The following is a 14,135-nucleotide window of genomic DNA, read 5'->3' as shown; positions in this document are numbered from 1 at the left end:
TTCGATCCAATTCCTTCCTTATAAAAGTCCGACAAAAGTTCCGGCCAATACGACCGACACAATGGTCACGGTAATGAATCCCCCGACAAGCATAGGCGGAAGCATGTTGCTGGTCAGCATTTCCCTCTCTTTTTCATCTTCTGTCAATGACTTAATGACTTCATTTGTAATAATGTAGTCGGCCGGGAACCCATATAGTGCCGTCAGCGAAACTGCGAAGGCCATTTCCTTGCTCACTTTTAAAATTTTCCCTGCGACAAATGAGAAGATATACATTCCCATTACGCCTAGAATAATGCTTCCTGCAAGCGGATAAATAATCTCAAGCATCATCCCAGGTGTTGCCTGCTTTAAGCCGTCAAAAATAAAGAGCATCAGGGCCATGATCGCAAAGCCAAAACCGTTTGCTTTCTGCAGTACCTGCTTTTCAAGAAAGCCAAGACTTGTGGCAATAACCCCGAACAAGAGGCAAAGTACAAATGGACTGACACTCGCAACTGGAGCCAGCAGTGTCGATGTCAGATAAGCAAGGTAGGATACTGTTGCCAATCTTAAAAATTTAAAGAAATCTGTATTATATTTCTCCGGCATATTTCTAAAAAGCTTAAGCTCAGGTTTTGGAGCTGCTGCTGCTGCCGTCTCTTCAGCTGCCTGTCCCTGTGCCTTATAAGCAAGCTGTCCGCTCCGGTACTGCTGTAAAAGCCGCTTTCCTTCTTTTTTCAGGACAATCGATGTGAGCGGATATCCCGCAAACCCCTGCATAACATAAATCACGATTGCAAAGACAGATAAAGAAGCCAGACCCGCTTCTTTTGCTCCTTCCGACATGATCAGGGCAGATACTACCCCTCCAACCAATGGAGGAATGGCGACAACTACCGTTTTGAATCCAAAGATAAAGGTACCGATTCCAAGTAATATCGCGATAATTCCCAAAATCCCTGACAAAGCAATCACAATCGTCTTCCACTGATTTTTCAATTCCTGGATTGATAGCAATGTTCCCATATTGGTAATCAATAAGTACATCATCATCGTAGCCACAACCGGCGGAACTCCTGCCAATGCTACGATGTCCTGCGGAAAAAATGTCCAATAGCCGGCAAGGAACAGTACGGCACAGACGAAAATGGACGGCACCCATGCCTTTGTGCGAACCGCAACCAAATCTCCAATGAATAAAATAAGCAAAAGAATTACTAACGCTAACAGCTGTGACATAAACCCTTCCCCCTCTAGTTGAATACCTATTCATTCGTGTTGCGAAGAACATATATTGTTAGAATAATAATACAATTATACTTTTCAGTCAATTTAAATTATTAAAAATTTTATGTAAGCGATGTCGTTCCAGTTTTTGTTTGGAGCTTGTCTCTTTATTTAGTTTGGTAATATAATATTATTATTTTAAAAGTCTATTAGAGCTGGAGAAAAAAAACTCGTCAGTTTGACGAGTTTCCTGGATTAGAATTTAATTAATACATCCCTAATGTTACTCCATTCATATATAAGAAGATTCAATTCAGCACCTGCAATAGTAATCTTTTCAGTTTTATATAAGACTGCACCATAATACTCATAGAAATGACGGGTTTTATTATCTTCCAGTACCTCAACAAAAATTCTATTGAAGCCAAGTTCTTCAAATTGCAGAAAAACCTTCCTTAATAGGCTCTTGCCAACTCCCTTACCTTGATATTCCTCCAGGAGGTAAATGGCAGTTAAGTCACCAGATTCCGGAACATGATTACTGCCTCTCTTGCCGCAATCAGCAAATCCGATGATTTCTCCATCGCTATTTTCCGCGACAAACACATAATTTCCCTCTTTTGTAATATTCCCATTCCATAAATCCGTACGCCTTTCATAAGATAAGTTACTTAAAAATGAATCAGGAATAATATTTTTATAGGTTGTTCTCCAGCTATCAACATGTACTTTCGCAATACCCTTTGAATCAGCTAAAACCGCTTTTCTAATGTTCATGAGCTTCACCTCTGAAAAAGGATAACGTTTATATTCCATAGAAACACAAATAATCCCTTTCCTGATTCAGGAAAAAATTCCAAACAAAAAAAGGAGCAGCAGCTGCTCCTTTCCAGATATTAGTTTCTAGGATCAACATAATCCGGATAATCGGTAATGATGGCGTCAACTTCCATTTTGAACAGGAAGTCGGCGGCTTCCTGGCTGCGCACTGTCCATGATCCAATTTGCATGCCAAGAGAGTGAACCTGATTTACTAATTCTTCGGTGACAATTCCATAGCTTGGATTAAACCAATCTGCATAAGCTGAAAATTCCTGTAAAGCTTCCGCTGTAGTATCCGCACGATTAGATGTCAGAACACCAATCGGAACTTTAGGCAGAAGCTGATCCATTGTTTTCATGGATTCAAAGTTAAAAGATTGGATAATGATTTTTTCATTTTGCGGTTTATCAAGATTTCGTTCTTTTAATTTATCCGCCACTTGTTCTTCAATGCCAGGGTAAAGCTCTGGAGCCTTCAATTCTATTAATATTCCAACCTTACCATGGTAGCGATCCAGAATCTCTTCAAATGTCGGAATTGGTTCCCCCGCAAATTGTTCCCCTTTCCAGCTGCCGGCATCGAGACTTCTTAAATAGTCAAACGTTAAATCCCCTACTTTTCCGGTTCCATCTGTTGTACGATCCACAGATGTATCGTGGATTACCACTAATTCGCCATCTTTGCTCCTTTGAACATCAATTTCGATATAATCAGCTTTCATGTCTACAGCCAGATCAAAGCCGGCTATCGTATTCTCCGGTGCATACCCTGTTGCACCTCGATGCGCTATATTATCCACTTGTTTCCTTTCTCCTATTGTCGGTTCTTCTGCGAACGCCTGGCTGATTGGGCTAAACAGCAGTGACAAAGCCACCCCTGTACCAATTAATAGTTTTTTGTTCATTCTCTCCATCTCCTATCTAAATATGTATTCAAACATATTTTAGATAAGGAATATTGAAATGGTGTGTGATTATTCTTATGGGTAAATAAAGATCATGTTAACAAAAATCGGCCATTTTCCTTACGATTTTTTACAAAACGGTTATTTGAAAATGAATAAAATTACCCTTTCACACCTTTCAGCGGGGAAAATTCCCCGCTGGTAAATGTTTTAATCCAAAGCCTTTATTGTCATCTCCGCCGTCTTTGCAATCAGGGCATTATCGTATTTGGCATCCTTTGAATCCCGGCTGGAAAGGATCGTCATGATAATCGGCTCCCTGTTTGGAGGCCAGACAATTGCAATGTCATTCCGGGTGCCAAAACCTGCAGCACCGCTCTTATCAGCCACCTCCCAGCCGCTTGGCACACCAGCACGAATTAATGGATCCCCAGTAACGTTCCCCCGCATCCAATCGGTTAAAAGGTTCCGCTTTTCTTCAGACAGAAAATCGCCAATCAAAACTTTTTGAAGACTTGCTGCTAGTGCTTTAGGTGTACTTGTATCCCGGACGTCCCCTGGCTCTGCCTCATTTAAATCTGTCTCGAAGCGCTCAGGCTTTGTGACAGTATCCCCCATTTCTTTCAAAGCTGCTTCGAATCCATCGGGGCCACCTAATTCCTCTAAAATTAAGTTGCCTGCGGTATTGTCGCTAAACCGGATTGCCGCTTCACAGAGTTCCCTTAAAGTCATGCCAGTCTTTACATGCTTTTCTGTAACCGGAGAATATGTAACCAGGTCTTCACTTGTGTATGTAATGATTTCATCCATTTCCTCCAGTGATCTTCTCTCCAGCAATATTGCAGCTGCCAACGGCTTGAATGTAGATGCGTAAGCAAATCTCTCATTAGACCTGTAAGCAATAGTCCTTTTCGTTCCTGTGTCATATGCATAAACGCCAAGCCGTGCGTCAAACTCCTTCTCCAGCTTTTTGAATTTTTGGTTGGTATTTACAGAAGTTTTTTTGGAGTTTTCTGCCGCACTGGCCTCTGATGGATGATTGCCATTTGCACATCCAGTCAGGGCAAGAAGCAGAACCAAACTGAATAACCGGACTGCTTTTAACATATTCCTACTAGTAATAGATTGATATCGTTTCCTCAATTTTATTACCTCTTTTCTTATTAATTTTGAACTTATATTTCACCATGTAGACTACAAGTGTAATACAATACTACATTTGTAGTCATCGTTTGTCAACCGCTGATAAAAACCCCTGATATTATGGTATTTCACAAGATCCCCCTGATTTGATAAAGTAAAAATAGGATGCTAGAATGGTTGGTATTCATTTTGTCTAAGGGATTAAAACTAGATGTCAAATATTGCGAGGAAGGTCTGAGGATGATCACAAGCTCACAGTCTTTACCTGTTTTTTTGGAATGTCTGCTGGTGTCTTCTTTTACAATCGGAGTCATTCTTCTGTTAAAAAACATTTTAAAAAAACATTTAACAGCACAAGCCCACTATAATCTTTGGTTTCTATTATTGCTTGCTTTACCACTGCCTCTTATTCCAATACAACTCATGACTTTTTCCGATTCATTTTCCTTTTGGAATATCAAGAGCAGCGTCCAACCTCAAACTGCACCAGCTGCGGAGAGTCCTTTAAGGCAAAATAATTGGATGGAAGACATAGCCGTTTCGGTGGAACGCTACGACTTAACATTATTAAATCATGTTCTATTCTATATCTGGATTTCGGTGGTGGCTGTTTTAGCTGTATTTACGCTGATCGCAAGGCTTAAAATCAGTAAAATAAAGAAACATACAAACAGCCTGAGAAATAGCAGGCTTTTATCATTATTCGAACACTGCAAACACAAACTGAAGATTTCCAGAAGTATTATTGTTGGAGAGTCCTCTCTCGTTAAAACCCCAATGACGTTTGGATTTTTTAAGACTTATGTGGTGCTTCCCCGCCATTTTGACAAGTGGCTTTCTGAAAAGGATATAGAATATATCTTTTTGCATGAACTGAACCACTATAAAAATAAAGATGCTGCAGTCAATTATTTAATCGTGATTTTTCAAATACTATATTGGTTTAATCCTCTAGTTTGGCTAGCTTTTAAGAGAATGAGGCTGGATCGGGAAATTGCCTGTGATGCGGCGGTTTTAAATTCTTTGGATGAGCAGGATTTTATGGAGTATGGAAACAGCATTATTCATTTTGCCCATAAAGCCTCAAGGGCAGTGACAGTCGATTTGGCAGACCATTTAAACGGGTCAAAGAAACAGATCAAAAGGAGAATCGAAAAAATTGCCTGTTTTAAGTCGGAATCAAAACTGCTGAGATGGAAAAGTGCGGCTATACTCATTTTTGCGGGGATATTTATTGCAGGCCAGGCTCCATTTATCTCTGTAATGGCTCATGAAAATAGCAGCTATAAATTTAAGGATGATAACATTATTTATGAGGATTTAGGTAATTATTTTGCAGGATATGATGGAAGCTTTGTATTGTATGATAAAGAAGCAGACCACTATCTTATTCATAATAAAAAACAAAGCACATTAAGGGTTTCACCAAATTCTACTTATAAAGTTTATAGTGCGCTTCTTGGTTTAGAGTCAGGCATCATAACGGATGAAAACTCCTTGGCCAAATGGAACGGACTTAAATATCCTATTGATTCCTGGAATGCGGATCAGGATTTAACTTCGGCAATGAAAAATTCCGTTACATGGTATTTTCAGACGTTAGACCGGCAAGTGCAGTCCGGTACGATTCAAACTTTTCTGGACACAATCAGGTACGGGAATCGCGATCTATCTGGTGGAATAGACGAATATTGGCTGGAATCTTCCCTTAAAATTTCTCCAGTGGAACAAGTTCAGCTGCTTAAAAAATTTTATGCCAACGAATTTGGTTTTAAAGAAAAGAATATCCAAACGGTGAAAGATTCCATTAAACTAGAAGGAAAAGAAGGGTCCCTCCTTTCAGGAAAAACAGGTACAGGCACTGTAAATGGAAAAACCATCAATGGATGGTTCATCGGGTATGTTGAGTTAGGGCAGGACACATATTTTTTTGCAACGAATATACAGAATGAAGATAACTCCAATGGAAGTAAAGCAGCTGAAATTACATTATCCATTTTGAAGAAAAAAGGTATTTATTAATTCGTTCATCTCATTAAAGAAGGAGGGCGGTAATATGACTGATAGGATTCCCAGCATTTCAGAATCCGAGTGGGAAGTCATGACAGTCCTTTGGCACGGCGCACCCAAAACAGCTAATGAAGTCATTCTATCCTTACAAGAGTGCACAGACTGGAAGCCCAAAACAATCCGAACTCTTCTGGACAGGCTTGTCCAGAAGAATGTAGTGGGCGTAAATAAAAACCAGAGAATCTATACCTTTTTCCCGTTATATTCACAGAATGAATGCCAGCAGGCAGAAGCTCAATCCTTTATCAAGCGAATCTATGGCGGAACGGTGAAATCCATGCTAGTCCAATTCATCCAGGAAGACTCCCTGTCTGATGAAGAAATTAACGAACTGCGGACGATTTTGGCAAAGAAACAAAAGAAGGATGAATAACCTTCATGCTAGACCCTCTTTAATTGCAGGGGTTTTAGCGCCACTTCTTTGACGCACCCAAAAACAGCGACAGCCCCTGCTTCATTTCCGCTTTAATAAAATGGGCCCACCAATCCCTACAAGCAGAATGATGCACGCCATAGCACAAGGATTTCATGTCCACTTAGACACTTAATGGACTGTCCAAGCCTTTGCACTATACTTTATAATTATAAAAACAAATACTAGCGAATGACTGCTGCGGGAGAGAACGTATTGTACGTCACCGAAGGGGCAAATCTATAGGAAAGATGAATCTCTCAGGTAAGAAGACTGCAGCCGGACGCTTCTCTGGAGAACGTATCCCGCACCCACGGGGCAGGCCTTCTAATATAGAATAGGTAAACCTCTAAAGGTACAAGGACAGAGATACTTGATTAGGGGGATTGTATGGTTTGGGATGTATTGAACGTAATTGGAACCATTGCATTTGCAATGAGTGGGGCAGTCGTTGCACTGGAAGTAAAATACGACATTATGGGCGCCTATGTTTTAGGATTAATTACAGCATTTGGCGGCGGGGCTATTAGGAACCTTTTGACCGGCATTCCGATCATAGAATTATGGCAGCAAACGACTCTTTTTATCGTTGCCCTTATTACCATCAGTATTGTCATCCTATTGCCAAGCAGCGCAGTTCAGCTTTTGACGAAATGGAGTATTTTTGACTCAATCGGCTTGTCAGCTTTTGCCGTTCAGGGAGCTATGTATGCACAATCAATTGATTTACCCTTATTTGCTGTTACGTTCTCAGCTGCCATAACAGGTGCCGGCGGAGGTATGATCCGCGATGTGCTGGCTCAGCGAAAGCCCATTGTTTTACGTGATGAAGTATATCTTTTATGGGCCATCTTTGCCGGGTTTATCATAGGCCTGGATTGGTTATCAAAGTCTTACCATTTTTATATTCTTTTTACTGTTACTTTAATTCTGCGAGGAATATCGCATCATTACAGCTGGAGATTGCCTATCAAATCTATTCAAAAACAATAAGAAGTTACAAGCAGAATTTCTTCAAACATAAAAAGCTCACATCAGCGTGAGCTTTTGTTTTCTTTCACATTGATATAATTGCAAACAACATATCCCACTGATTTTGCGGCAACTAACAACGAACCTTCATCTATATCAAATTTAGGGTGATGATTGAAGTAAGGTTCTTCTGTTCCCTTTGGCGTGCATCCAATATAAAAATAACAGCCAGGGACCTTCTCCAAATAATACGCAAAATCATCCGATGGTGTCATTTTAGGAAATTCCTTGATCTCGATAATGTCTTTATCCCCGGCCGCTGAAAGCGTATCTGCGACAAACCCTGTCAATTCAGGATCATTATACAGCGGCGGATAGTCGGGTTCATACTTTAGCTCACAGCTTACCCCAAATAACTCCTCAAGACCATTTACAATGCGGTGAATTTCTCTATTCATCACATCCTTTGTTTCATCATTGGAATAGCGTACATCCCCCTCAATTTCGATATGATCCTTGATCACATTAAAACTCCCTTTACCGTCAAATGAACCAATTGTCACTACACCGGCATGAAACGGATCCACTCTGCGGCTCACAACTGTTTGGATAGCTGTTACAAAATAAGCTCCTGCAACAATAGCATCGTTGGCCTTATGCGGAGAAGAACCGTGTCCGCCGCTTGCCTGTACTCTCAGTTTAAAATAAGCGCGGCCATTAAAGGAATATCCGCTGTGATAGCCAACAGTTCCAGCAGGGGCGATCGGCAAAACATGTATGCCAAAAATTGCATGGACATCATCGAGAAATCCTTCCTCAACGATGCTTTTTGCTCCGCCTGGAGGCTCTTCTTCCGCATGCTGATGGATTATTTTCACGGTTCCATGGATCTTATCTTTTAATAGGATCAAACAGTCAGCCAAAACCAAAAGGTATGCTGTATGTGCATCATGGCCGCAAGCATGCATGATACCTTCCTCTTTTGATTTAAACGGAACATCCAGTTCTTCTTTAATAGGAAGCGCATCAAAATCAGCCCGAAGTGCCACGGTCTTTCCCGGCTTTCCGCCTTCAATAGTGACAACAATGCCATATCCATTCCCTGCATTTGTTATAAGATCAACATCTTTCCCTCTGTAAAAATCAGCTATATAGGCTGCCGTTTTTTCCTCTTTAAATGAAAGCTCAGGATTCTGATGTAAATAACGGCGTATCTTAATCATCTCTTCTTCTCGTTCTTCAAGCATTTTCATTAATTCTTCAATCATTAAAATCATCTCCTATCCTACTTTGACCAGAATAGAACCTCACTAAACACAACAGTTTTTTGAGAAACTATTTATATCATACGTATACAGCTGACATTCTAAAACGACCGGGACAAGAAGGCTGCCAGGCATTTTAGAACGTGTGCACCATTGTCTTTATTAAAAAAGAAGGAGAGCACTTCAGCGCTCTCCTTATCCATTATTCTCGGTTTTATCGGCTTTTAACTGTTCACTATTTTTTTAGGATATTCTTCGCCATCTCCGTATCCTTCTTTTTCAATACTTTTCATTCTAAGAGGAGCGTAAAATAATACAGCAATTAGAACCAATCCAAGATAACCTATCAGCGGGTAGAAGTAGCTAACAAGATCAGTAAAACCTATGAAGCTTGCTGCAAATGCTACAATCATGGTTCCCGCGAATAACCTTTTAAAATGTGCGGTATCAACCTTGGAAAATCGGGCCACAAAAGAGAAAAACATGCTTATAGCTGTATTGAAGATCATTGCAAAGAGGACAACCGACATGATCGTACCTAATGCAGGTGAAATATTATTAACAATGGCCAGCATTGGCATATCCATACTGCCAACACTTTCAATCTTAGAGAAAATAGCCAGATGGCTAAGCAGAATAAGAACACCGAGCCCAAAACCTCCAACTAATCCACCTAACGCGGCAGTTTTACGTTTATTTTCAGCTCCACCCATCACAATGGCCATTGAAGCACCTACTGCCGTGTTAAAGGACACATAATTGATGGCAGAAATAAACCAGTTTGGCAGAGTTGTCGGAGTTTCCTTGGCTACATCATTCAAAGCAAGGAATGATCCATCAGCATTTATAAAACTATAGATAGATGTGATGATGACAAACAGGATTAGAAATGGGGTAATCCCACCGATGATAGCAACAACACGGTCAACCTTTAACATTCCCGTTAATAGAACAAGAATCGTCATCACACTTGTCCCAATTATGACAGGCAATCCAAATTGCTGATTTAAGTTTGACCCTGCACCTGCTATCATGACAACACCTACACCAAACAAAGTAAAAATAAGGATATAATCAATAATGAACCCTAGATATCGGCCACTTATCTTATAAATCACATGCTTATGTGAGGAAGTTTTCATGCTGCTCCCTAACCACACCAATATCATGCCGACATAAGCAAATAAAGCGCTTGCAACAATAGCAGCAAAAATACCCATAATGCCAAAACTGGTAAAATACTGAAGAACTTCCTGCCCCGATGCAAATCCAGCACCCACAATTACACCAATAAAAGCGCTTCCAATTTTTAAAATGTCTTTCATATAGTTCCTCCCTGAAGTTGTCTACTATGCTTAGTATATCAATTTAAGAACGAAGTCGATTTGTGAAAATATTAAAAAATCTAACAATTCAATTGTTAAACTCCCCAAATCATTTTCCAGATTTATACTAAAATTTTGACGCAACCTGGTTAGAAACTTCTTTCTATTAAGAGGTAAAAACTGAAGTTCCTCTTTTGCTGGCAAATAAAAAGCGTTAACCGCCTCTGGTCAACACTTTCTATAACTCCTTAATTTAATGATATCCTGGTACTCTATAGCCTATCGCACTGGGGAGGCTTCTTTTCTCCCTCTGCAAAATCGCAGCCATCTGCAACTGATTCCAGCCCGTAGTCTGGATTGCTAATCTCAATTAAATCTTCGTTTTGACCGTTGTTTTGCGTATTCTCAAGTTTTTCTTTATTATCTCTCATGACTTTCCTCCAAAGTTTTATTTAACAGTTTTCTCTAATAGGAATAATGTTATTCGTTTCGTGCGGAATCCATAGGGCCAGCTTATTCTCATCGCTGAACTTCAGCGCCTGATTCCTGCAGAAAGTCACCGTATAGAGAAGAATTAACAAACCAGCCATCTGTTGTAAAAAAAAACAGTTTGCTTTTTTTCAGTCAGTCACCTAGCTTTAAACAAATTGGGAATCACAGAAAAATAGTAACCGCGGAATAAACCAGCATCATACACATCACGAGCCGAAATAACTTGTCATAATGGATGAAAAACTTTTTAAATACCGAGCCAAACCCTGACCACAAAAGCAATGCTGACCACCCAAGAATAATGGCTAATGTTAAATAAAAAACAATGAATTGAAAAGAATGATAGAAAGGAAGTATAAAACCACTCATGACAGTTAAAAAGAACAAAATGCTTTTTACATTTATGATTTGAAAGATAAAACCTGATAAAAAGGATGATTTCACATCTCTAACTTGCTCCCCGGACCATTTAGGCAGACCTACCTGCCAGGCTAAGCAGAGCAGATATATAGCACCAGCTGTTTTTAAATAAGGCTCTATTACTGGAATTAAAGTATATAGACCTGCTGTGAATACACCGCTCAAGATCCCAAGTACAGCAAACCCTGCCAGGATACCCGCCGTGAACCTCCACGACCCTGCGAAGCCAAATCTCCTCGCTTCATTCATGATTAAGATATTGCTTGGACCAGGCGTAATGGATGTAATGATTACATACGATAGAAACGCTACTATACTCATAAACTCACCTTCTTTACTCATTTACGCTTTAACAGTTTTTATTGTATGATGACTTTATTTATAAATAAAATTGAAATTAAAAATATCATTATCATTTTTTTCGATACAAAAGGAGAGACGGCATGGAAATCAGACATCTAATAACCTTTCAGTCCATTGCAGAAATAGGCAGTTATACAGGAGCTGCTGCGAAGTTAGGGTATACCCAATCGACCCTAACCGCCCACATACAGTCACTTGAACAGGAGATTGGCGGGGAGATTTTTACTTATAGCAATAGAAAGCTGCAGCTTACTCCTTTAGGCAGGGATTTAATCCCTTTAGCTGAGGATCTTCTTTCTGCTCATGAACAGATTAAAACAATGCGAAGCAGCCGTGAAGTGAGCGGAATATTAAAAGTGGCTGCACCAGAGTCTTTAACCATCTCAAGGCTTGGACCTATCATAAGGGAGTTCTCATTAAAATATCCTCATGTCAAGTTAGTCTTAACCAATGGTACATGCGGACAAAACCAAAGTGATTTAATGAGCGGACGGGTAGATGCGGCATTCATGGTTTATCCCGAAATAAAACCTGAAAAATGCATTCACTATCCCTTGTATCAAGAAGAAGTTGTCCTTGTGAGCGGGAATAATGGACCTGACCATTTTGATGAATATAAAAACAGTCAGGCCAGCCCCTTTTATATCACAAATGAAGAAGGCTGCAGCTACCGGTCAATGTTTGAAAGATATCTTATAAAGCATAGCATCCAGCACTTTCAGACCATGGAACTATGGAGCATAGAAGCAATCAAGAAGATGGTCATGAGCGGACTTGGATTTTGCGCTTTGCCTTACATCACTGTTAAAGAAGATATAGAGAACGGAAAGTTAAAACTATTAACGCATTCGGAGGAGTTCGAACCCTTTTATTCTCATATGCTGATTAAAAAGAAAAAGTGGCTATCTCCTGCTGTAGAGGCTTTTATAGATCTGGTATTAAAATCTGTAAATGGACTGGACAAAGAACATTTGAACAAAAACAAAAAATAGAGTCAGATTCCTCCTTACACTGAAACATAAGAAAAGCCAAATCCACAATGGGAAATGGCTTTTCTATTTATGGATGCTAAGGAGTATTTAAAGCTCTATTTGTTTAATTACTTTAGCTGGATTTCCGCCAGCTACCACATTACCGGCACATTTTTCACAACAACCGCTCCTGATGCGATCACAGTATTATCTCCTGCTATTACACCTGGATTTATTACGGCACTTCCGCCAATCCATACATTGTTTCCAATCGTAATTGGCTTTGCATATTCTCTGCCTGAATTCCGTTCAGCAGGATAAAGCGGGTGTGTTGCCGAATAGATTTGCACTCCGGGTGCAAGCATGCAATTATCTCCAAAACGGACTTCACAGACATCTAAAATCGTGCAGTCGAAGTTCGCAAAAAAGTTTTCACCTACATGCGTATTATAGCCATAATCCAATCTGATAATTGGCTCCATATATACGTTTTTTCCAGTGGAGTTTTAATTTTAAAGGCCTTCTTTGAAAATTACCTAATTTGTGTGAGAGGCAGCATCTGCTGAGTTTTTAATCTCTTTCTTATTCAGCAGGCGGTTCAGTTTTTCAGAACTTAAGAACATTGCTGCAGCAAGCAGAACAATATATATCGGAAAAATCCCAATTGTTGAATGAGAGGCAATGAAGCCTAGAACAGGCGGCATAAAGGTACTGCCTGTATATGCAACAGCCATTTGATAGCCCATTATAGTCTGAGAATGCTTCTTCCCAAAACGCGCCGGTGTTTCGTGCAGCATACATGGAAAAATCGGTGCCAATCCTAATCCAATCAAAATAAAGCCTGCAAGCGCGAATGCGGATGAAAATGGCAGGAAAAGAAGGATGGCACCAGTAAGTGCAAGAATTTGTCCCAACCGAATAAGAGTACGATTATTCACTTTAAACGTAATGAAGCCAGTAATAAATCGGCCAATTGTAATGCCTGCGAAATAAAAGGAAACCCATTGGGCAGCAGCCGCTGCCGGCAGATCCTTCACACTTACCAGAAAGCTGCTTCCCCAAAGTCCCATAGTGGCTTCAGCACTGCAATAAAACAAGAAGGAAATTAAAGCTAATTTAACTCCTTTGATTTGGAGCGGTTTTACATTTTCCGCATGATCCAATCTCTCTTCTGATTCTTCTGCCTCTTCACTTAGACCTTTATTATTATTCTTCCCTTTATTCCATAAAGGCAAAGTCAGCAAAAGGATGATTGCCAGCACAAATTGTATTCCTGAAATGGCAAAATACCCCTTGCTCCAGGAGTTTCCCCCTGCAATATACTGGGCCATGATGATCGGGCCAATAGTGGCTCCGACTCCCCAGAAGCTGTGCAGCCAGCTCATATGATGTGCTTTGTAATGTGCAGCAACATAATCGTTTAGTCCTGCATCGATTGCTCCTGCCCCCAATCCGAGAGGTATGGCACATAGAAATAGCCAATAAACCGATGGAGCAAAATAAAAGCCAAGTAACGCGGCAGCAGTCATTAACGTACTGAAAAAAGATACCTTCCCAGTTCCAAACCGTTTGAGGATTTTTCCGCTGACTAAACTCGAGATGATTGTACCGCCAGCTATTGTCATAAAAAGCAATCCGGCAGTCTCAAGCGCGGCGCCTAAGTCTGCCTGCATGACAGGCCAGGCCGCCCCTAACACTGAATCTGGCAGTCCCAGGCTAATAAAAGCCAAATATATGATCACCAAAAGGATTGTTGCCATGCTTCA

General features: G+C 40.3%; 14 protein-coding genes, 1 pseudogene and 1 riboswitch. Of the genes and pseudogenes, 4 read left to right on the top strand and 11 right to left on the bottom strand.

Annotated features, from left to right (window positions below):
• Positions 1–18: 18 nt before the first annotated feature.
• The 4 genes from ACR42H_RS03230 to bla form a co-directional block, all read right to left on the bottom strand.
• A complete protein-coding gene (locus ACR42H_RS03230; RefSeq protein ID WP_436374700.1) occupies positions 19–1,221 on the bottom strand; it encodes a hypothetical protein in 1,203 nt (400 codons plus the stop codon).
• Positions 1,222–1,464: 243 nt separating this feature from the next.
• Positions 1,465–1,986, bottom strand: coding sequence for an N-acetyltransferase family protein (locus ACR42H_RS03225; RefSeq protein WP_436374699.1), 522 nt, complete (start codon positions 1,984–1,986; stop codon positions 1,465–1,467).
• A gap of 119 nt (positions 1,987–2,105) precedes the next feature.
• Entirely contained in the window at positions 2,106–2,936 is an 831-nt protein-coding gene (locus tag ACR42H_RS03220) for a glycerophosphodiester phosphodiesterase (RefSeq protein WP_436374698.1), read from the bottom strand.
• 210 nt (positions 2,937–3,146) lie between these two features.
• The gene (gene bla / locus ACR42H_RS03215; RefSeq protein ID WP_436374697.1) at positions 3,147–4,043 is read right to left on the bottom strand and encodes a class A beta-lactamase; all 897 of its coding nucleotides are present in this window, start codon (positions 4,041–4,043) and stop codon (positions 3,147–3,149) included.
• A 276-nt stretch (positions 4,044–4,319) separates the two neighbouring features.
• Between bla and ACR42H_RS03210 the strand changes: the two genes are divergently transcribed.
• The 3 genes from ACR42H_RS03210 to ACR42H_RS03200 all read left to right on the top strand — a co-directional run bounded on the left by ACR42H_RS03210 (position 4,320) and on the right by ACR42H_RS03200 (position 7,554).
• The gene (locus ACR42H_RS03210; RefSeq protein ID WP_436374696.1) at positions 4,320–6,101 is read left to right on the top strand and encodes a BlaR1 family beta-lactam sensor/signal transducer; all 1,782 of its coding nucleotides are present in this window, start codon (positions 4,320–4,322) and stop codon (positions 6,099–6,101) included.
• A gap of 34 nt (positions 6,102–6,135) precedes the next feature.
• Entirely contained in the window at positions 6,136–6,522 is a 387-nt protein-coding gene (gene blaI / locus ACR42H_RS03205) for a penicillinase repressor BlaI (RefSeq protein ID WP_436374695.1), read from the top strand.
• Between the two features lie 231 nt (positions 6,523–6,753).
• Positions 6,754–6,847, top strand: a riboswitch (glycine riboswitch).
• Positions 6,848–6,951: 104 nt separating this feature from the next.
• Positions 6,952–7,554, top strand: a complete 603-nt coding sequence (locus ACR42H_RS03200) for a trimeric intracellular cation channel family protein (protein WP_436374694.1) — start codon at positions 6,952–6,954, stop codon at positions 7,552–7,554.
• Positions 7,555–7,595: 41 nt separating this feature from the next.
• Here the strand turns inward: ACR42H_RS03200 and ACR42H_RS03195 are convergent, their stop codons facing one another.
• The 5 genes from ACR42H_RS03195 to ACR42H_RS03175 all read right to left on the bottom strand — a co-directional run bounded on the left by ACR42H_RS03195 (position 7,596) and on the right by ACR42H_RS03175 (position 11,356).
• A complete protein-coding gene (locus ACR42H_RS03195; RefSeq protein WP_436374693.1) occupies positions 7,596–8,801 on the bottom strand; it encodes an amidohydrolase in 1,206 nt (401 codons plus the stop codon).
• A gap of 221 nt (positions 8,802–9,022) precedes the next feature.
• On the bottom strand, positions 9,023–10,123 hold the full coding sequence (locus ACR42H_RS03190; RefSeq protein WP_436374692.1) for a YkvI family membrane protein: 1,101 nt from the start codon (positions 10,121–10,123) through the stop codon (positions 9,023–9,025).
• Positions 10,124–10,395: 272 nt separating this feature from the next.
• The gene (locus ACR42H_RS03185) at positions 10,396–10,554 is read right to left on the bottom strand and encodes a hypothetical protein (protein WP_436374691.1); all 159 of its coding nucleotides are present in this window, start codon (positions 10,552–10,554) and stop codon (positions 10,396–10,398) included.
• 21 nt (positions 10,555–10,575) lie between these two features.
• Entirely contained in the window at positions 10,576–10,713 is a 138-nt protein-coding gene (locus tag ACR42H_RS03180) for a hypothetical protein (protein WP_436374690.1), read from the bottom strand.
• Positions 10,714–10,777: 64 nt separating this feature from the next.
• Complete coding sequence (locus tag ACR42H_RS03175; RefSeq protein WP_436374689.1) at positions 10,778–11,356, bottom strand: LysE family transporter; 579 nt, start codon at positions 11,354–11,356, stop codon at positions 10,778–10,780.
• A 122-nt stretch (positions 11,357–11,478) separates the two neighbouring features.
• On the opposite strand from ACR42H_RS03175, the gene ACR42H_RS03170 reads away from it, so the two are divergent.
• Positions 11,479–12,390, top strand: coding sequence for a LysR family transcriptional regulator (locus ACR42H_RS03170; RefSeq protein ID WP_436374688.1), 912 nt, complete (start codon positions 11,479–11,481; stop codon positions 12,388–12,390).
• Positions 12,391–12,477: 87 nt separating this feature from the next.
• On the opposite strand, the pseudogene ACR42H_RS03165 reads toward ACR42H_RS03170, so the two are convergent.
• Both ACR42H_RS03165 and ACR42H_RS03160 read right to left on the bottom strand, forming a co-directional pair.
• Positions 12,478–12,872: pseudogene (locus ACR42H_RS03165) on the bottom strand (DapH/DapD/GlmU-related protein); the annotation flags it as partial.
• A 33-nt stretch (positions 12,873–12,905) separates the two neighbouring features.
• A complete protein-coding gene (locus ACR42H_RS03160; protein WP_436374687.1) occupies positions 12,906–14,129 on the bottom strand; it encodes an MFS transporter in 1,224 nt (407 codons plus the stop codon).
• Positions 14,130–14,135 lie beyond the last annotated feature (6 nt).

It is taken from the genome of Cytobacillus sp. BC1816 (assembly GCF_051353635.1).
Lineage (GTDB): Bacteria > Bacillota > Bacilli > Bacillales > Cytobacillaceae > Cytobacillus > Cytobacillus oceanisediminis_C.
This window is presented reverse-complemented; position numbering and strand designations above follow the sequence as displayed.